This window comes from Photorhabdus sp. RM323S (genome assembly GCF_042879375.1).
GTDB lineage: Bacteria > Pseudomonadota > Gammaproteobacteria > Enterobacterales > Enterobacteriaceae > Photorhabdus > Photorhabdus tasmaniensis.
Genome location: NZ_JBHFKZ010000019.1, coordinates 35,872 through 57,219, shown reverse-complemented (window position 1 = coordinate 57,219; position 21,348 = coordinate 35,872). Strand labels below are relative to the sequence as shown.

At 44.1% G+C, this 21,348-nt stretch carries 7 protein-coding genes; 3 read left to right on the top strand and 4 right to left on the bottom strand.

Annotation, left to right across the window (positions count from 1 at the left end; all coding sequences use genetic code 11):
- Window positions 1-251: 251 nt before the first annotated feature.
- On the bottom strand, window positions 252-7,193 hold the full coding sequence (locus ACGF7G_RS10580; RefSeq protein WP_387465319.1) for a neuraminidase-like domain-containing protein: 6,942 nt from the start codon (window positions 7,191-7,193) through the stop codon (window positions 252-254).
- 1,070 nt (window positions 7,194-8,263) lie between these two features.
- Between ACGF7G_RS10580 and ACGF7G_RS10575 the strand changes: the two genes are divergently transcribed.
- Window positions 8,264-8,983 carry a class I SAM-dependent methyltransferase gene (locus tag ACGF7G_RS10575; RefSeq protein WP_387465317.1) on the top strand — a complete coding sequence of 240 codons (720 nt, stop codon included), beginning with the start codon at window positions 8,264-8,266 and terminating at the stop codon, window positions 8,981-8,983.
- Window positions 8,984-9,223: 240 nt separating this feature from the next.
- On the opposite strand, the gene dtpB is transcribed toward ACGF7G_RS10575, so the two are convergent.
- The 3 genes from dtpB to hpaB form a co-directional block, all read right to left on the bottom strand.
- Window positions 9,224-10,693, bottom strand: a complete 1,470-nt coding sequence (dtpB, locus tag ACGF7G_RS10570; protein WP_387465314.1) for a dipeptide/tripeptide permease DtpB — start codon at window positions 10,691-10,693, stop codon at window positions 9,224-9,226.
- Between the two features lie 354 nt (window positions 10,694-11,047).
- The gene (gene hpaC, locus ACGF7G_RS10565) at window positions 11,048-11,566 is read right to left on the bottom strand and encodes a 4-hydroxyphenylacetate 3-monooxygenase, reductase component (protein WP_046975371.1); all 519 of its coding nucleotides are present in this window, start codon (window positions 11,564-11,566) and stop codon (window positions 11,048-11,050) included.
- A gap of 20 nt (window positions 11,567-11,586) precedes the next feature.
- The gene (gene hpaB / locus ACGF7G_RS10560) at window positions 11,587-13,149 is read right to left on the bottom strand and encodes a 4-hydroxyphenylacetate 3-monooxygenase, oxygenase component (protein ID WP_387465312.1); all 1,563 of its coding nucleotides are present in this window, start codon (window positions 13,147-13,149) and stop codon (window positions 11,587-11,589) included.
- A 1,155-nt stretch (window positions 13,150-14,304) separates the two neighbouring features.
- On the opposite strand from hpaB, the gene ACGF7G_RS10555 reads away from it, so the two are divergent.
- On the top strand, window positions 14,305-14,463 hold the full coding sequence (locus ACGF7G_RS10555) for a hypothetical protein (RefSeq protein ID WP_387465310.1): 159 nt from the start codon (window positions 14,305-14,307) through the stop codon (window positions 14,461-14,463).
- 137 nt (window positions 14,464-14,600) lie between these two features.
- Window positions 14,601-21,230, top strand: coding sequence for an SDR family NAD(P)-dependent oxidoreductase (locus tag ACGF7G_RS10550; protein WP_387465308.1), 6,630 nt, complete (start codon window positions 14,601-14,603; stop codon window positions 21,228-21,230).
- The last annotated feature ends 118 nt before the right edge of the window (window positions 21,231-21,348 follow it).

Sequence of the window (21,348 nt, the reverse complement as noted above, 5' to 3'; positions counted from 1 at the left end):
TATCAACTATTTCATAACGTTATTATCTATTATTTCTTTAAATGGCAGTGGTAATGCAATAACAAAATTTATAATTACACCCAAAGTAATATAGTTTAGTTACAATAACAAAATGAAATAATTGCATTTGTTGCGTATGGTGTATTATGAAAAATAAGGTGATTAATATTTTGTGGTGAGCAAAGGGAGCAATTAGGAAAGATTCAGGCCCCGTTTAGAGGCCTGTTTTAGTGTCTGGTTGAGAGAGTTAATTAGCGAATGGTATAGCGAATATGAAGAATAATATCACTCAAAGTCTGTAACATGGCTTGCTGTTTGTCAGTCGCGTTTGGGAAGCTCAATATCAATGTTCCCTTATCATCAACGGCAATTCCTTCAAATGGCAGGAATTTGCCATTATTGAAATCCAGTTGGAACTGTCCGCTGTCACTCATTCCATGGGAAACTGCCAGTGATTTGCAGCTTTCGGCCAGCCTGGTTTCACTTCCTCCGTAGGACAGAATGGCTTGTACATCCTGGTATGGCCCTAATAGGGCTGGCAAGGTGACACTGATCTGCTTGATGCGCCGGGTTTCGCCAACAGATGCCGGGTAATCTTCCCGAATGTTCAAATTGGCAAGATTGACTGTGGCTATCAATTTATTGTCATTGAGACGGATGCTATTATTGTCATTGCCCAAGTTATCTTTCTTTTTTTTGAGTAAGTCTGTGATTTCGGCGGCTAAATCAATTCTATCCTTACCAAGCTCCGTATAAACGTCTGCTAATGAAACAGTACGTTCCACTTCCAGAGCGCGTTTATCCCACCTCAAATGGGCATCTTCCATTTGTGCCAGATTCAGCATCAAGTTTTCACCTGCGAGCAGGCCAGCATGGGTTCCCTGCCAGGCACCAGGCTTAATGAAGCTTGTCGTGGTTTCATTCGTCTCCCAACAATAGGCCATTTCGGCCATTAAACAACGTGATACCGCCAAATCGTAGAACTGGAAGTAAATGGCGGCTAGCCGACCACGTAGCCAGTTGTACAGTGCCTGATTACTGAACTTACGTTGCAGGAAGGTCAGTTGTGCCTGAGTCTGTTCCTGCTGAGTTTTTAAGCTGGTTTTCTGCAATACTGCGGCTTCACGGCGCACTGCCAGTGAACCAAGTTGAGCGTCGATTTGGTTCAGCTCGGTTTGTGCATTATTACGCTGGATTTCCCATTCTTGACGGCGGCGGCGCCATATTTCAGATTGCGAGACTTTATCGGCCTCAATCAATAAACCATCGGCGGCAATGCCACCACCAATAGCAATCGCATTGGCGATAGCACCATAATGTGATCCCCCAACCGCCAGGCCGTAGATATTCGGTACCATATCCAGTGCAGCAGCAGCCATATGCAGACTTTTCAATCCGCTTGTAATACTGTGAGAAGCCACTCTCATATCCAGTGCTTGATGTTCACCAGCATTAACATTTTCATCGTATAGCTTGCTGTAGCTGTTAAAGCGTGATTGTGTTCCCAGGCGTGTTTTTTCCAGCACAGTTTTTTCAGCATCCAGCTCTTCAATGGTTTTGTTCTGTATGCTTATATTGGTCAATATCAGCTCTTTTGCCTGATTTTGTAGCAGGACATTTAAGGCTTCAGCATCCTGACGTTCGATAATATTTTGTAACGTGGAGCCAAATTGAGTGAGCTGACTCACCATACCGCGTGCGTTTTCCAGCATGTGTGGGAAACGCCACAGTGACATAAAGGGTTGTGAGAGAGCTGCTCCACCCTGGGAGTTGGCGATAGCGGCGCTGAGCAATGCTTTCGGATCCGCCGGTGTAGCGTAAATAGGCAGATGTAGAAGCTGACCGTCAATAGAGAGGTTATGGCGCAGGTTGTACAGCCGTTGTTCCAGTTTTTGCCAATAGCTCAGCATGACTTCATTGACCTGGGGCAGGAAAAGATCTGTCTGGTTACTCACCTGTGTAGATTCACCCTGTCGTAAGGCTGCTATTGCATGGGAATGTGCCTTTTGCCTCTCAGGGTTAGCGGCATCACTCAGGCTTTTTTCATCATTCCATGTTGAGTTGAGCGGTAGATGGGGTTTATCACCTAACAGATGCAGTGCTTGCATATACCACATTTTGGCTTCATTGAGCGTATCTCGTTCTAACTGACGATAGGCGTAATCTCCACGGTCCAGCAATAGATCAAGAGTGCGCATAAAAGTAGCGACTTTGTAATGCATTGGATCATATTGTGCTACAGCATCAGGATCGATCGAATTTAATGGATCATCGTTCCAACTGGTATCTTCCAGCAGTGGGCGAACGTTCCAGTTGTAATGCTGAATCTGACCGTTCTCAATATAACCGGACGGGTTCCAGATATATTTCAGCCAACGGTTAGCTTCATCGAAGTTTTGTTCGTGCAGTAAACGCTGGGCAATCAACATTGGGACATAGTAGAACAGTTCCCAGAAATAGAGACTATTGGCACCGCTGAAATCCATGGGTTCGGTTCCCAATTTATTTTCTGTAAAAATAGGAACAATATCTTCTTTATAACTTACTGGATAATAACATTTAAAATCAGTTTCATTAATAAACCAAAACCCTCCAATGTTTATTGGTTTGTCAGAATACTTTACAAATAAATAAATCCAATAATAGCTACTCCCCTGCTCATTTCCTGGCTTAGTACTATTACTACCATTTATTACGGATATATAAGTTTCAGAGAGATCAATTAATTTAATGTCATCCTTTAATTCACCCTGATAAATGACATTTTTTTCATCAGGTATTTCTATATTATTCCCTAACATTATTGTGATATTTCTGCTGTTACCGTGAAGATCTGAGCTATATATTGGTAATTTTGCAGTAAAATTATCATTCCATAAAGTAGGCTCTTGAATATTCTGGGTCTCTATATTCAGAATAGTATCAATTCCAGCGGTGGCGCGACTGACTAATTTATGGGCAAACAGCGTATTAAGGCGAATGCGATGGATTTCCCATTGCATATATTGTGCCCCGTTTGCATCATGGTTAATGGTCAGGATATTATCGTCATCCGTTTCTGCTAATGAAGAGATTTCATACTGATTATTCACCTTTATGATGTAATTGGCTTCAGTATTAGTATCAAATTGTTTACAAATGTGAGTTATATAATCTTCAGGATTTGTATCTTCAAATAACATATTTGAGAAGATATGTAGCCCTTTTATTGGTGCTTCTGTTGTATATTTATCCCAGGAATCCTGTTTTTGATAAAACATTACTAGCAATTTATTGTCTTGATGATTTGTACAATAGAACCCTAATTGTAGTAGCTTCTGCTGCTGCTTTATTTCCTGTTGAATCAACTTCTTCAGTTCTTCCAGTCTATCTAAATAGTATTCTTCCTGTAGCTGCGTCTCCAATTGTTTAATTAACTCATCTAATAGCTCTGGTGGCTTTGGTGGGTTCACTATTAAAGGCAGTGGTAGATCCCTATTTCTGCTCGCTTCCTCTTTAGCTCTTTGCGCTCCCTCTATTGTCTCTTCTAACTGTTTTTGGTATTTTTTCAATTGTTCTAATAGCATTAATGTTTTCAAAACAGCAGATATTTTGTCACTCACATCAAAGGTTACTGGTGTGTTCCAAGTACCGTCATAACGGATATGTGCCAGTTTCAGCTCATAATGATAATCTTTTTCGACGGTTTGATTATTATTTTCTGCCTGCTTAACAACCTTCTTCTGCTCCAGCCAAATTAAATGCAGGCGGGATTGGAAGATTACCGGGCGGATAATGTTTTTATAGGGATTTATCGGGCAATCAATTTGGTACCACTCACTCCAGGCGTTAGCAGGGAATTTACCGTCGCTGAATTTATTGTGATCCACGCTACGCCAGTAATATTGGTTAACTTCTGTTTTACTGTGCCCGATAAAATAGGTTAGTCCTTGATCACTATAGGTATTGTCATGATAGGCGCTGACGACTTCCAGATTAGCTACCTGTTCGAACGATGTCAGATAAGACATAAAGGCATTTTCTACGGTATCGGTATTCAGTTGACTCTGGCTGATGGATTGCAGCAGCGCATCCATCATTTTTGTCTGTCCGATGCGCATGGTCGGATCAATGTAATTTTCTGGGTAATAAACGAGCTTAGCAATGCTGGCCCAGGTGCTGTAGCGTTTGTTGTATTTATCCCAATCAGTAAAGAATGGTCGGTTGACAACCTGTGAAACTGCATTTCCCTCCATATTTTTCAATGCCCGGTTTATATATAGCTGGATGCTGGCGATAGCTTCAGCAATCAGCGTGGTTTTGATGGCAGCAGAAACTTGGTTATCAATCAATAAGTACTGGTACAGGTCATCACGGTTTTTAATCGCTGGGTTTTGACTGGAGACTTTACCGATATAGTACTCACTCAATGCGGCGCTGCGAGACTCATCCACAAAAGCGTGCAAGGAGTTGGCCTGTTGGGTGTTCAATCCGGCGGTTAATATCGTAGCTACATTTTCCCACTGATCATAAGTGGATTTTTCAGCCTGTAATTTCATCAGCGCTGAAACGTCTGATGGGGAAATATTCAATTGACGCGCAATATTAACCCATTGCAGGATGGTATCGAGAGATGTCCAGAGGGAGAAATCCTTCTGTGCTTGGGTACTGGCTTGCAATAGCAGATTTTCATCAAGATTCATTGCCTTAGCCAGTTGCTCTGCTGTTAATGTTTCCTTTTCAAATTCGGTTAGTACAGAAGAGGCATTTTCACCCAGAGAATTAACCCAGTCAGCAAAACGTGTCAGCGTTATCAAGGTGGTATGCGTTGGTGCTGTTCCCGCTTTAATGCCAAAGAGCTGCGGTTTTGTGACAAACAGACGTAAAGTGCTTTCGCTAAGGTCGGTGGAACGGTAAATCAACGTCAGTTGTGCCAGGCATTGGCAGTATTGAACAGCCTGCTCTTGTGTTACAGCGGATTTTGGTTGTTTTGGATCGCGTAGAGCCTGCAACCATCCTAAGAATTTTCCGGCTGTTACTTTTCCTGCGCTAGGTTTTAGCTGATCTGCCCAAGTGAGTACATAGTGAGCAACATTTTCAGACGGCAATTGCAGAGCGGCGGCGATATAAGGAGACATTTTCAACAGCAGATTTGCCTCATTTTCACTGTTAAAGCCCTGCAAGCCATTGTAGACAGTATCTAGCAGGTTCTGGATTTCCGGAGTCAGGGTTATGTCATATTTAGTGGTAGTCATCATAAACAACTGATACACACTCCACTTTTGTGTACGCAGCCAACTGATGACGGCATAGAGTTTATCAATCAGAGTCTCCAGAGCAGTATGACTGATTGTAGATAAATTAGTTTTTTCTTCACCTATGGTTTTCAGCAGTAAACTCAATTCATCGATAGTTAACTGATGGATGTCCGCCAGTAATTTCGCCAGATAAAGATGAGAAAGATTCTCTATATTGTTGATTATCCTCCCATCAGAATTGTCACGGTTGGCAATCTTTAGCAGGCGATAGAGTGAGGTATCATCGACATTAAAAGCACGTTTAAGCACAGTGTTTTTCCAGTCGCTGGTACCACTTGGATTTAAATCAATCATCTCCTCACTCTTGTCGGAAAAAACCTGACCATTTAGTTTTGGAGTATTAAACAAACGATCAAACTGGCTGGAGTGGTCGTCATGGGTATTTTTTGAAATTGGTGCTTTGCACAGTATTAGTCCAGTCTCGGCATCAATACCGTAACGTTGCATATAATATTTAACGCGAAAGACTTTCTTTAATACTTCTGCGTTGATATCTAGTTCCTGATTGATACCGAAGACAATTTTTTCCAGTACTGCTGGAAGAAGTTTTGTTGCATGGGACAAGAGAATGGTTTTATTAAGTTTTAACAGAAAAATTGCAGGTGAATAATTCTGAATTTGGAACTTGGCATAAGATGAGTCAGATATATCTGAATGGCTATTTTCTTTATAACGATAACTTAAAAGAATAAATTCTTTTTGAATGTCTTCTTTGGCTAATTGAAACCTTGGGGAAGAATAATTCGTGTTTTCTAGGGTCGTGTTGTTATATATACCTGTGAGATATTTAGACTGAGGAGAGTTGAGTCTAATACTAACTTGCCCAGCTTTTTTCTTATAGCTAATATCAACATAAAAATGCTTATTTTGAATAGGGTGTAAATTCATGTAATTGAGGTTGTTATAATTTGAGCCAGGTGTTCGTGTTATACGACTCAATTGTATTTTACCTGACGTATCAATGCTTATATTAATAAGCTGATTATTTGTATAAGTAGAATTACTTTCTATTAATATATATTTTAAAAATTGTTCTAATTCTTCATTGGTTAAATTGTAATAGTATTTCAAGGCATCCAGAGTGAGAAGTTCTGCTAGCTTTATATCCCCAAAGTTTTTCTTAAACTTCTCATTTGCATTAGTTTCGGTGATCTCTTCCGTCAGAGTATTAAATAATTCAGGCGAGACAGAAGCATTAATTCCCAGTAGGGAAGCTTGATACATCAGATTGGCGATAGTTGTTTCCGATGATGTACTGACTTGTTCAAACACCGGAGCCTGTAATTGAATAATCTTACGTACTCTTTCATAAGCATCGTGATATGGCATCATGCCAGAAACGCGGAAATTGGGTAACGCTTCCATTACTTTAGTGTGGCTGTCCAGATTGAACAGAGTTTCAATATTCTCCGGCAGCTTGTCCTTGAACAAAGGTGCAATATCTTTCAGCAGCTTGTCCTTGGACAGAGTTTTAATATGCTCCAGCAGTTTATTCTTAATACCCTCCAGCAACACCTTATTGGACAGAGAAAGCGTGGAAATCTCTGAATCCATATTTTTTTGGCTGAGAGCCAAGGATTGTAAATCCGGGCGGCGTTTATCCAGATGATAATCGGAACTTTCCGCATGTAAATCGCGAGCCTGACGATAAAGCTCAGTCAGGTAAGCCGCGGGAGAGAACATGGAAGCAACTGCGCCGGGGGCTACATACTGGCTGGCACGGCCACCAAATTTACTGTTATAACCTTGCTGATCGGCATGAGGCTCTGTAATGGCAAGATGTACCGCATGTTGTAATTGAGGATTGGCGCGTTTGAGAATACTCGCTTCATGCAGTCGGTTAGCTTTTTGTTCCTGCGGGGTGATTTCCAGGAGTTCGGGCGTGAGTGTACTCATGTTGATTCCTTTTAGATGTTAAAAATAAAACACTTATGCTGCCCTGCGTATCATGGATACAATAAAGAAGTTATTGATATTCATTAAAATAAGGCAGCAAATATGACGTCTGATAACGGGCTGAAATAGGTTGAAAATAATGGGTAGATAAAATGGTATCATTCGGACATTAACTATTTCATAGCGTTATTATCTATTATTTCTCTAAATGACTGTGGTAATGCAATAACAAAATTTATAATAACATAAATAATAATTACATTTGTTGATGATAAAGATATGAAATAATTGCCATTATTTTGAATGGTGTTTTATGAAAAGTAAAATGATTAATATTTTGTGATGAGCGAAGAGAACATAGTCATTATCTCGACTATATATCATTCTGTATGAAATAATGATTTTCAATAAGTATAGTGATTATTTTTTTAAAACTATTTTTAGAATGGTGATATAGCCAATTAATTTAAAGATGCAGAATTCAAGTTAATTTTGTATATATGCAATAAACCTCCTGTAAAAAAATGAATATTGTGACTGAACTCAATATATAGATAATGCCTATATACATATGGTTGTATTTGTGTCATTTTGATATTGAATTTTTTTCACAATGGGGTTCTGGAGAAATGTGATCAATTTAAAGAAAAAGCAATATTGCCAAATATGATGTAGGTGTTGACAAAAGCCAAGTTGCTATTTTAGGTCCTGTTAAACCTGTTTATTTAACTCGGTTATGTTTTTTCTTAAAAGCCCTTAAAAACTAAATTCGAAAGAGTGCTTATTTTCCGAAACTGGAGCTTTAAGGATATTATGATGTGCCCCGAAAATACCCTCTCAATTCAAGAGAAAGTCCAATCCATACGGGATCGTCCATTTGAAACATTTGAGTCAATATGTTTACCACCTGTAATACCTGAATCGGATTTTTCAGTGGTATCCCAGGTTCTGGAATATGAGAAGAAAATTCGTCGCTCTGAATCACAGATCTTTTTTATTGAACGGGCTGAAATAGGCAAATCTACTCCTTTTTGGGTTATTACTACACATAAATGAATATGAGATAACAAATGAATACTGACTGGATGAATGAAGAGGCTTCAAACTTATTTGATCAATATGATGATTATTTGGAAGAGAGACTTGGGTACACACCGTTGATTGAGAACCTTAAGGAGAGCTTGGGGCCAAACATATCAGTTCTTGATTACGGTTGTGGTGGCGGGAAAGTGTCACGTCGGCTAATTGCTAGAGGCATAAAAACGGTAACGGGAGTAGATATCTCACAAACCATGGTGGATAAAGCCTCTAGCAACATCAATCGTGGCAATAGTTCTTATCATCAAATCACAACTGATGTCCTTAACTTCAATGATAATATTTTCGACGCAGCTATATGCTGTTACGTGTTCGTTACTAACAGTGAAAAGTCTGATCTTTTGAAAATCGCTAAGGAAGTTCACAGGACATTAAAACCTGGTGGCATTTTTTACGTATTGGATACCAATCCGGATTCCGTTGGGATTAAGTTCAGTTCTTTTATGAGCGGTGATCTAAATAAAAAATACAGTGATGGAGAAACCAAGCCAGTGTATTTAGAGCTGCCAAATGGACGTATTTTTAAGATTTTAGATACGCATTGGCATAAAGATACATATTACAAAACCTTGAACGAGGCCGGGTTCAAAACTATTGAGCTTTTTGAACACAGTGACGCTGATGCTTCAAAGGATACTGAAGGTCTACGATATTACCCACCTTTCGCAATGTTCAAAGCGACTAAATTCTAGATGCTCCATATCTGACTGATGGAATTCCTTGCTTGTTACAAAAATGCCGGTGAGGGATTCCACATGATTAGTTTTGAAGGTGATTTAATATTGTTTTGAATGGTATTTTATGAAAAGTAAAATGATTAATATTTTACTTTGAACAGAGACGTTAATTGGAAAACGAAAGTACTCCGCCCGAATAAAAATGTTCAAACGGGCGGTATTACCTCCTTTGGAGAGGATGTCAATTAGAACAAATCATACTTTTTGTTTCTCATTCATCATACGGTTCAACAACGGCACCGTGATTGCCATGATGATCGCAACGATAAAGGTAGCGATACCAATTTTGCCGAATACGCTGATATAGACAGGTAATGTTTGCAGTGGATCAGTAATGCCTTTCGGTGCCGCAGTAAAGGCTGCTACATAGCCGCCGAGTAAGAATGAGGTTGCTTGAGTTAAGTACCACATCCCCAGAATGAAGCCCATCAGATACTGAGGAACCAGTGCAGCAACCATTGCCAAACCTAATGCACTGATCATCAATTCACCCAGGCTTTGGAACAGATAAACCAGAACGATAAACCAGGGTGAAGTCAAACCTTGCTCATCAGCAAACCACAAACCGGCAGCAGCGGCAGTCAGGAAACCTAAAGAACACAGGAACATACCGACGGTAAACTTAGTCGGCATGGTCAGGTCTTTACCTTTAGAACCCCAGCGAGTGTACAGAGTCGCTAGTATCGGGCTGGCAACAACAATCCAGAATGGATTAAGCGCCTGGAAACTGACCGGATTGATATTAAAACCAAGTAGCTGATGATGAACGTTATGGATTGCGAAGAAGTTTAGAGAAGTTGGCATCTGAGCATACAGGATGAAGAACACAATGGCCTGAAGCATCAAAATGAAAGCGACAAACATTTTGTTACGGCTAACTTTATCCTGCTTCAATGCTTCACGGAAGAAGATAAACACTACGATCACAGACAAGCCAATCAGAACAATATTAGTAATTTTTACATTGTGCATCAGCCATGCACAGGCGAAAACCGTCGCAACAGTTCCCGCCAGAACCAGGATCAGGTTTTTGTAGTTGATTCGTTGATGGTCTGGTTCAGAGCCAATATTACGAACCGTATTGCGACAGAAGATATAGACCAATAAAGCAATAATCAGACCGATACCACAAATATTATAGGTAACGGCATAGCCGAATTTTTCAGCAATAACCGGCGCGATAGCGAGTGAGAACAGCGAACCGATGTTGATTGACATGTAGAACAAAGTAAAAGCCCCGTCCAGACGAGGATCTTTGGGTGGATAGCATTTAGCCAGCAGGCTGGCCGGATTGGCTTTGAACAGACCATTACCAACGGCAATCGTTCCTAATGCGTAGAAAATTAAATCAGGTTTCAGGATGGAAAGGCCAGTCATAAAATAGCCCACTGCCAGAACGATAGCACCTATCACAATGGTTCGTTTAGTTCCGAGTAAATGGTCACCGACATAGCCACCAATAGAGATCAGGCCATAAACCAACGCTGCGAATGCCCCGAAGGTAGTAAACGCCTGTTCCTGAGAAAATCCCAATTTTTGTACAAAATAAACGGCAAGAATGCCCTGTACGCCGTAGTAGCCGAATCGTTCCCAAAGTTCGACGAAGAAGATCATGAAAAACGGCTTGGGTTGTTGTAATAAACCGAGCGAAGCGGGTTTATTCATAGTTGATTACCTCTGATTAGTGATTATTTATCTTGGAATACACCAGGAAACGCAGGGTAGTTAACATCCCCGTGAAATGATGTATCGCTAAGATTATGTTTTTATGCACTTTATTTAGGTGAACATTGAGCGAGGTAGATTATTATAGGGTTAAAATAGGTTCTCAATGGTCGATCACACGAACATAAAGATTGCGTATAAAATTTAACAGCATATTCATCAAGTGAATATCAAAAAGGGTTAGGAAAAGGATTTAGTTGAATTGTTAACTGAATAAAGCAAGCAAAAAAGGCTATTCAGGCCGTTTCGGGCCTGAATATTGGCGGAGCAGCTTAGAGCCTAACCAATAGGTTGTTAAACTGCGGCAGCAACAGTTTCCAGCATAACCGGACGAAAATTACGTTTGAAATAGATCAGACCATGGCCTTGTTCGCTCACAGTAATATGCCTGATGTGAACCAGATACACATTATGAGAGCCGACTTCCTGAACCTGCTCAATTTCACCTTCGAGGCTGGCGAGGGTGCCGGTCAACACAGGTTGGCCCAGCGGACCTTTTTGCCAGATATTCCAGCGAAAGCGTTCTTCCATACTGACTCCGGTCATACCAGCAAAGTGGCGTGCCATCAATTCTTGCTCATGGTTTAAGATGTTGACACACAGGCGGCCATTTTCCTGAAAAACCACGTTCATAGCACTATTGCGGTTAAGACATACCATCAGAGTGGGTGGCGTATCGGTGATCGAGCATACCGCGGTGGCAGTAATACCACAGCATCCGGCAGGACCATCGGTGGTGACGATATTCACTGCTGCTGACAGGCTTGCCATCGCATCTCTGAAACGCAGGCGATGTTCATTTTCTACAGACATAATTGGCCTCCTGCTACCGATTATTTCAGCAGCGTATCTAACTGGTTAATATCGTTATTGTTGTATAAGTGTGGTCTAAGCCAGCCGTTCTGATCATAATCAGAAAGGCAGCGATCAACCATATCCATCATTTTCTTCATATTACCGGAGCCGTGGGCATGGCGCAGACATTGCAGACGAATTTCATCCTGGCTGCCGGCGTAGTTGATTTCGTATAACTCATGGCGACCACCGAATTCACTGCCAATGGCATCCCACATCAGTTTTAACACTTTGATCCGTTCAACATGATCTATACCGTTGGAACCACGAACATATCGTTCCAGATATTTATTAATTTCTGGGTTATGCATATCACGGACACTGGATGGCAGATAAATCAGGCCACTGGTAACGTTTTTTTCAATAATATGTTTAATTTTTGTATAAGCGGTTGGGGCCATCACGCGGTAAGTTTGTATTGCCTGAATATCCGGCATATAAGCACCGCCTTGCCACGGCTTGGCTTCTGCCCACATAGCATCACTCAGCGACCAGAACAGGTTACGCCAGGCAACTACTTCCCCCAGATCCGCCTGGACACCACGGAATTCTATCACGCCGGTACATTCCAGGCTCTTTTGCAGCAGGGCGGTAATAAAATCCAGTTTCACTGCCAGACGTACACAAGCCTGTAATGGGAACAGGCTGGCGAAACCGCCCTTAACCGCCCAGTTACGTGCGCGGTCAAAATCACGGTAAATCAGGACATTTTCCCAAGGGATAAGGACCTTATCCATCACCAGGATCGCATCGTTTTCATCAAAGCGGCTGGATAAAGGATAATCGAACGGGGAACCAGTCACACCGGCTACCAGTTCATAAGATGCGCGGGAAATCAGTTTCACGCCATCGGCATCCATGGGGGCGACAAACATCAGGGCGAAGTTAGGGTTATCTCCCATGACTTGCGCGGAACCAAAACCGATAAAGTTATAGTGAGTCAGCGCCGAGTTGGTCGCGACCACTTTTGCGCCGCTGACGATAATACCTGCATCCGTCTCTTTTTCCAGTTGGATAAAAACATCACGGGTTTGATCGGCGGGTTTATGGCGATCAATGGGGGGGTTAACGATGGCATGGTTAAAATAAACCCCTGTTTCCTGAATCTTTTTATACCAATGACGAGCGTTATCAGAAAATTGACCATAATATTCAGGGAATGCGCCTAACACACTGCCGAATGCCGCTTTATAGTCAGGTGAACGGCCCATCCAGCCATAGGTCTGACGTGACCACTCGGCAATAGCGTCACGCTGTTGGCGCAGATCGTCAGCGCTGGTGGCAAAGCGGAAGAATTTGTGAGTATAACCACCATTGCCGGTATCGGTGTTCCAGCATAAAGCATCATGGGTCTCAGGGGCGTGCAGGGCATCGTATAATTGACCGATTGAAGCAGCAGAATTGCGGAACGCGGGATGTGTGGTGACATCTTTTACGCGCTCGCCATAAATATAAATTTCGCGGCCATCCTGAAGGCTCTTCAGGTACTCTTCACCGGTAAATGGGCGTTTTTTATCGGCGCGAAAATCTTCTGGTTTCATGTCTACCTCACAGTCTGAATAAAAAGCGCCGGTCTTGATATAAATATAATCAATATTGGCACGTAAATGTTAATTTAATGTTTATTTTGTGTTTCTTAATTGAAGCTTCATAACGGCTTTTCTTGAATAGATTTTTGGAAGGTTCGCGGGTACTTTTCGTTGGGAAATGGCGATTTGTGACTAAAGTGTGATCTAGGCGATGTTTTTGCAGCGATTATTTAATCTGTTTTTCACAGTAGGTCTGGATGCCAGCTGTTTTATGGTTATTTCCTGTCGTCTCGTTGAAACTCGCCATATCATGTTGGTTCTGGAGGATCGCTGCCTAAATGAAAGGAATAGGATTAATCAGGCAACCTCAATACTGCATTATAATTAAAAGGTAAATAACTTGGTGATAATGGCTGGATTTATCATTAGTTAAATTTCTTGTCATTGGGTTTTTCTCTTTTAATATCTTTGCAATAAAGTTTACTCCCGAAAACATAAAAAAATTAAATTAATCGATAAGGTGAAAATATTTCCAATTATCACACCTCGTATCATTTTATGTAAAGGTTTTTGATGAATTTTTTATTAAAATCCAATCTACCTCACGTAATTGTTGCAGTTTTATTATCTATTTTATTGTATTTTTTAAATTTTAATTTAATTTGATATAAAATTTTATTTTTTGTTTTTTTTATGGTTTTTGTGGTCTTATCTTTCATTTTTTTACCATTGTTAATACATATAATTATTTGTTGGTGTTTTGTTGTTTCTATATTTAATTGATTTAAAAGGGTTATGTTGTCTTTATCTTTTAATATAAGCTGATTTTCACTGCGGTTTGAAAGTTAAGTTAAACCGATGTATACCAGTTATATAAAAATTAAAGTCAGTTTTATTGCCTTGAAAAACATGAAATAGACCAATATAACTTATACAAGCCTTACGAATGACGGGGTATATCTATTAGTAATTAAAAGAGTATCATGACCGTCATTTCTAGGGATAATAGGCTATCTAGATTGGTTTTCTTTAATACTGTGATTCGTAGCGTTATTGACACTGTACCTATTGATGGTATTTGTTTTTTCCTCCCTACATGGCAGGAGGCCACTTTTCATTGGCATTTTTCTGGCATTCTATTTACTGGTGGTGATTGTTTCTGTTTCAGTGGAAATTATTTTTTATGGAGCGATGAAAACTGTCAGAAAATATGAACGCGAGGATAAGAATAACCTCGGTAATAATATCCTTATGAAAAAATCAGGGTTATCAGGCATGGGTGAAAATTCAACTGTTGTCGCAGGAAATATAACAATATTGCAGTAAATAACTTTTGATGAGTCATTAAACGATCATGGAAAGATCATTTTGGTGTAAACAACAGCGGTGAGCTCACTATGCATAGCACAATTTATTGGTGTGTGTTGCGCATGGGATTATTTCACCTAAAGCGTGAGGAGTATATGTCTGAGACATATTTAATGCATGGTAAGAAAGGCCAGGGTGATATTGCTATTATCGGCATGGCCAGCCATTTCCCTGATGCCTCAAACCTGCATGAATTCTGGGAAAACATAATGGCTAAAAGAGATTCTTTGACCGATATTACCACCGTGTCAGAGGTAGAATATTGGAGCAAAGAGGATTTTTATGATCCAGATGCGTCGGCTGAGGATAAAACGTATGGTCATAAAGCCGGTTTTGTTCCTGCTATTGATTTTGACCCGGTGGAATTTAAAATTCCACCGGCCATTGTTGATTCAATTAGTACCGTCCAATTATTTTCATTGTACGTGGCTAAACAGGCAATGCAGGATGCGGGATTAATTGGTCAAGAAAACAAGCTAGTGAACCGCGATCGCATTGGAGTTATTCTGGGTGGCGGCGGTAACGGCAATACCTTATTCTCGCTGGCGGGCCGTCAGCAAACCCCGTACCTGCGTAAAATCATGATCAAGTCCGGCTTGCCAGAGGCGGTTGTGGACGACGTGATCGACCGGGTACATGATTCATGCCTTGAATGGAATGAGGACTGTTTACCTGGTTTCCTCGGTAATGTGGCCTGTGGCCGCATCGCTAGCTATTTTGACCTTGGTGGGACGTCCTACATGGTGGATGCCGCTTGTGCGAGCAGCCTGGCGGCGATCAAAGCTGCTATCGGTGAGCTCAATTCAGGCAGCTGTGATGCTGTGCTGACGGGGGGAGTCAACCTGGAGAATTCAGCGTTCTCTTTCGTGTGTTTCAGCAAAACTCCGGCATTGTCGAAAAGCAACTTGTCGCGCCCTTTCGATCGTGACTCCGATGGCATTATGCTTGGTGATGGTGTTGGCATGCTGGTGCTGAAACGTTTGGAAGACGCCGAGTTGGATGGTGATAATATCTATGCGGTGATCAAATCGCTCGAGGCATCCAGTGATGGTAAAGCGAAAAGCATTTTTGCCCCTCGTTATGAAGGCCAGGTAAAAGCACTCAAGCGTGCTTATGCCCGTGCTGGCCTCACTCCCGCGGACATTCAACTGGTCGAGGCGCATGGCACCGGGACGGCCACCGGTGACAATACCGAGCTGAAAAGCCTGCGCATGGTCTTCGATGAGCACAAGGTGGCGGCGAAATCGGTGGCCATAGGCAGCATTAAGTCACAGATTGGTCATACTCGCAGTGCGGCGGGGGCAGCATCAATGATCAAAGCGACGCTTGCCCTGCATCACAAAGTGTTACCTCCCACGATCAACGTCACTCAGCCTGACGAAATGCTGTCCCAGGATAACGGGCCATTCTATGTCAACAATGAACCTCGTCCCTGGTTACGACCTCTTAACGCTGCGCCACGCCGCGCTGCCCTCAGTGCTTTTGGTTTTGGCGGAACGAATTTCCATGCGATCTTGGAAGAGTATGAACGAGAGCCGCGTGGTGCTTATCGTTTGAATGGACAGGTAGTCACGTTGCTGTTCAGCGGCGAGAACCCTGAGCAACTGCTGACCAAGTGTGAGGTGGCGCTGGCGCGTTTTGGCAGCGTATCGTCTGCCGGGCAGGCGTTACGCGAGCATCTTGCACATCAGGATCTTAACGGGCTGCAACCTCATCAAGCACGTCTGTTGTTTGTTGCTACATCTGGCGCACAGGCGGCGGAGATAATGGCGGCGGCAGTGAAACAGTTGAAGCAAAAGAGTGAAAGTGGCTGGGAACACCCACTGGGAATTTACTACCAGCCTGCGGCCAAAGATTTGGATGGAAAAGTGGTGGCGTTGTTCCCTGGACAGGGATCGCAGTATATCAATATGGGCCGTGACATTGCCAATGACTACCCTGAAATGCGCCAGGCGCTGGAGGCTTTGGATGTGCTGGCGGCCAACGAGCGTGGTCAGGGGCTGTCGCACGTGATTTATCCCACCTCTGTATTTTCCGATGCTGAACGGCAGCGACAAAACGAGCTCCTGACTGATACGGTCAATGCTCAACCGGCATTGGGGGCTATCAGCGCCGGCTATTTTGCGATTTTGAAAGAGAATGGTTTTAACCCAGATTTTGTTGCTGGTCACAGCTATGGTGAAGTAACAGCTTTATGGGCGGCTGGCGTTCTGTCTGATGCTGATTTTTACCGCGTGTCACTGGCGCGGGGAACGGCTGCGGCGTTTGCCGCCGCTAACCAGGGAGCAGACTTAGATACCGGGGCAATGTTGGCGGTGTCTCTAACACCAGAGCAGCGTGAAGATGTGCTCAAGCTCTATCCGGGGATTACCGTCGCTAACGATAACTCTGCCTCGCAGGTGGTACTGGCCGGTGCCACAAGATTTATCCATCAGCTGCATGATGAACTGAAAGCCAGCCAGATTCATTGCCGCATTTTACCCGTGTCGGCTGCATTCCATACCGAATTTATCCAGTCAGCTTATGCGCCATTTCGTGACTATTTGGCGCAAATCAACTTCCAGCCACCTCAGTGCTTACTGTTTTCAAGCGCGACGGCGGCGCCTTACGGCGAATCACCTGCGGATATTGCCAGCCTGCTGGCGGAACAGTTGGTCATGCCAGTGCGTTTCCGTGAAACGATCGAAACCATCTATCAGCATGGTGGCCGCCTGTTTGTCGAAATTGGGCCAAAAGGGGTATTGAGCAAGCTGGTCGCGGATATCCTTAATGGCAGAGAGCACAGCATCATCTCGGTCAGTGCCAGTAATAAAGGCGAGGAGAGGTTACAACTGGCGCGAGCCCAGGCCAGGTTACTGGCAGAGGGAGTCAGGTTAAATGCTCTGGATCGGCATGCCCGTGTACAACCGCCATCGGAGGAAAAAAACAATCGTCTGACTTTCAAACTCAGTGGCGGTTTTTTCATGTCAGATAAGAATCAGGAGCGGCGCGAGCGCGCGATGCGTGACGGCGACACCGCTGTGGTGGAACGGTTTATCACCAACCGTGTGCCTGAGGCCGCACCAGCGATCTCCAGGCCGGCTCCAGAGTTGGTGGTAAAGACGGGATCACTAAAGGATTCTGCTCCATTTATTCAACAAAGCACGTCGGTTGCAATTCAGAAGCGAGGCAACGCTATGGGACAGAATAATCAATTGAATGAGAACGTGGGGAAGAGCAATTTGGATGAGTTGTTGCAGGCGCAGTTGGTTATGAGCCAACTGCATGAACAGTTCCAAACCAACCAGAAAGAGTATATCCAACTGCTGGGGTTGCTGTTAAACAAGCAATACACCCTGTTGGAGAAGTTCCAGGATCACCAGAATTTGCCGGTCATGTTGTCTAGCCTAGGGCAAAGTGTGCAGTTGTTGGATAAAAACCTGGAGCTGTATCACGCCAACCATGAACGATATTTTGCCACCCAGCAGAGCTTATTCCAGTCGGGGCAGGCCATACAGCCGGTAGTTGCCGTTGTGGCGCCTCAGGCTGCCCCTGTCACTGCGCAGGTCCCAACTATGGGAAAAATTGTCGCGCCGCGCCTGACCATACCCGCCGCCACTTCTGAGCCGATAGTGAGTCAGCCGGTTGCACCGACTAAATCCAGTGCGGGCGACCCGGAACTGGAAAAACAAATCAAACATTTTGAGCAAATTACCGAGGCAAAAATCATTGGCAAACTGGTTGCCATCGTCAGTGATAGAACCGGTTACCCGCAGGATATGATTGATGCAGAAATGGATCTTGAGGCCGATCTCGGCATTGATTCTATCAAACGTCTGGAAATTTTCGGCGCGATGTTTGATGCATTTTCCGCAGACACTGGCATTTATCACGATGCGTTGAAGAACAAGTATCTGGAAACCTTCGATATCGAAGTACTGAGCAATATCAGCAAGATCTCAGTGTTCTTTAAACAAATGAACGATGAGATTATCGCCGATATCCGTCGTAAAAATTCGGGCTATGCGCCGGTGGAAGCAGCCGCATCGCCAACGGATTCCTTTATTGAAGACAATGCCCGTGGACAGGATAGCGACCAGGCCTTGCACAGCCTGAGAACGTCAGAAGATGTGAGGGCAGAAACACCGCTGCGCACGCTGGGCTTTGTTACCTCAACCGCCTCTGTGTCAAAGGCCGCTAACGCAAAAAAGTCTTTGGCTGAACCGCAACTGAGTGCTGCACCTGCGGTTCAGCCTATTCCTGCCGAAGAGGTTGCGTCAGTTGAACCTCGGGTTGCACGTTATACTGTAATGTTACGATCGTTACCGACTCCAGACTGTTACCCTCTGGCGTTTGCCTCGTCGCGCCTCTGGCTGGTGGTGGACGAAGGTAAAACAGTTGTCGATGAGGTGGTTAAACAGCTGAAACAGCGGGGCCAGCGGGTGGCGGTACTAACTCTGGGTGCGGGAATAGCAAAAAATGAAAAGTATGTCAAAATCGCCGGCCACTACGTGCTGAACTGCGCTGATGAAGCCACATTGGATACAGTAATCGGTGAAATTGAACAGGAGCAGGGGGCGATCGATGGCGTGATCTATCTTCAAGCGCCACGGCAGAGTGTGAAAACGCTGGCTAAGGTGTTCAGCACGCAGGGTTATATGTCGATTGAAACCACGTTCCTGCTGGCCAAGCGTTTGCAGGGCAGCCTGAACCGAGATGAAAACTATGCGGGCTACTTCTTTATCGTAGGCCGTGGGGATGGTGCGCTGTCCACATCGGATGACAACGGGCTGGCTGAAGTCGTCGCCAGTGGGGTCAGCGGGTTGACCAAGTCATTGAACATCGAGTGGAAAAACGTATTCTGCCGTACTCTCGACATCGACGCCCAAGTGAAACCGCGTGATGTTGCCCTGATTCTAATTGAAGAGTTGCAGGATAGCTGTACCGATCTGACCGAAGTTGGCCGCGGTGTGAATGGTGAGCGCATGACGCTAGCGTTTGCAGCGAAGGAACCCGTTGATACACCACTCCAGGTCAGCCGTGAGGACGTTTTTGTGGTGACCGGCGGGGGACGTGGCATCACGGCCCAATGTATCATCGAGATGGCGAAATTCAGCCAGGCACGCTTTGTCCTGTTGGGAAGAACCGATTTGGACGCGCCTTTGCCGACATGGGCACACGGTACCACCACGCTCAATGAGCGCAAGGCTGCGGCGATCGCCTATCTGCAATCCCAACAGGTCCAGCCAACGCCGGTGAAAATTGATGCCATGTTGAGCGGGATATTATATGCCGATGAGGTTAACCAAACCTTGCAAAAGATCAGGCTGGCTGGGGGAGATGCCTGTTACCTGCACTGTGATATTACCGATGTGCAGCAGGTTGCTGCGGCGGTTGCTGCGGCACAGCAGGCATTTGGACCAGTGACGGGTATCATTCACGGTGCCGGCAACCTGGCGGACAAGCGTATTGAGAAGAAAACGCTGGATGATTTACGCTCAGTGTTTGACGTTAAGGTCAAAGGATTGGAAAACCTGTGCCAGATCGTGGATATTGCCAGCCTGCGCCATGTAATGCTGTTCTCATCCGTTGTCGGTTATTTCGGCAATGCTGGGCAAGCCGATTATGCGATGGCCAATGAAACCCTGAGTAAATTTGCTTACCTGCCACTGGAGGGCGACAGCAGTCTGGTCGTTCGTGCCATCAACTGGGGGCCGTGGGACGGAGGTATGGTCAACGACACATTAAAACGTACCTATAGTGCCCGCAACATGGTGATCATTCCTGGCAACGTGGGAACCCGCTATTTCGTACAGGAATTTACTGATACTGAATCTAAGCAGGTAATTGTTGGTGGTGAAAACTACAAGGCCACGCGTCAGGTGAAATCGCTGCCGGATGAGGAGCAAGTTAAGCGTTTGTTGACGCTGGAAGCCAATCCGTTCCTGCACCACTATGTCATCTGTGACAACCCGGTATTGCCGGCCACCGCTGCTATTGGCTGGATGACGCGTATTTGTGAAGAGCGCTTTCCGGGCTACCAGCTTCAGGACGTGGTGAATTTCAGCGTATTGAAGGGGATTGTGTTTGATGGTAACCAGCCTGGCGACTACACCGTGGTGTTGACGCCCAACTGCGGTTATGTGCGGGGGGATGAGCGGCTGGCGGTAGATATTTCCATCACCAGTCAGCAGGGAAAAGGCACGGTTGAACACTATCAGGCCACGCTATTCCTCACCACTCAACGCCGGACAGCGGCCTGCGAAGAACTGCATACCGATTTGTACACTCAGATTGTTCTGACGCACCCTTTGTATGGCGATATGCGCCAGGGCAGAATGTTGTTCCACGGCAGCATATTTCAGGGAATACGCAAGGTTATCCATATTGATGATCAATACCTGATATTGAAATGCCGGCTGGATGACGTAGCGCCTGAATTACAGGGACAGTTTCCGGTCAATTCCTTCAACCTGTTTATTTATGATGTCGCTCTGCAACTGCCCTTATTCTGGCTAATGCAGCGTTTGGATAAAGCAGGCCTGCCATGCTCAATTGGGAAAATTGAACAATATGCTACCTTGGCATTTGGTGAAGAATTTTATGCTTCTATGCGAATTAATACCAAAACTGCCTTGGCGCTGGTTGTTGATATTACCTTGCATGACTCAATAGGGAATGTTTACGGTCGCTTGCATAATGTCAAATTTACCGTTTCGGTTGCGTTGAGGGAATTATTCACCTAAGCCGACTCAAAACAGGTGGAAAAAACACAAGGTAATCTTTCCGGATAAAACAAAATCAGTTTGATATGTACTTGGGCGCAGCCATAGCGCTCAGAAGAATCTTGTCATGCTTAGGAGT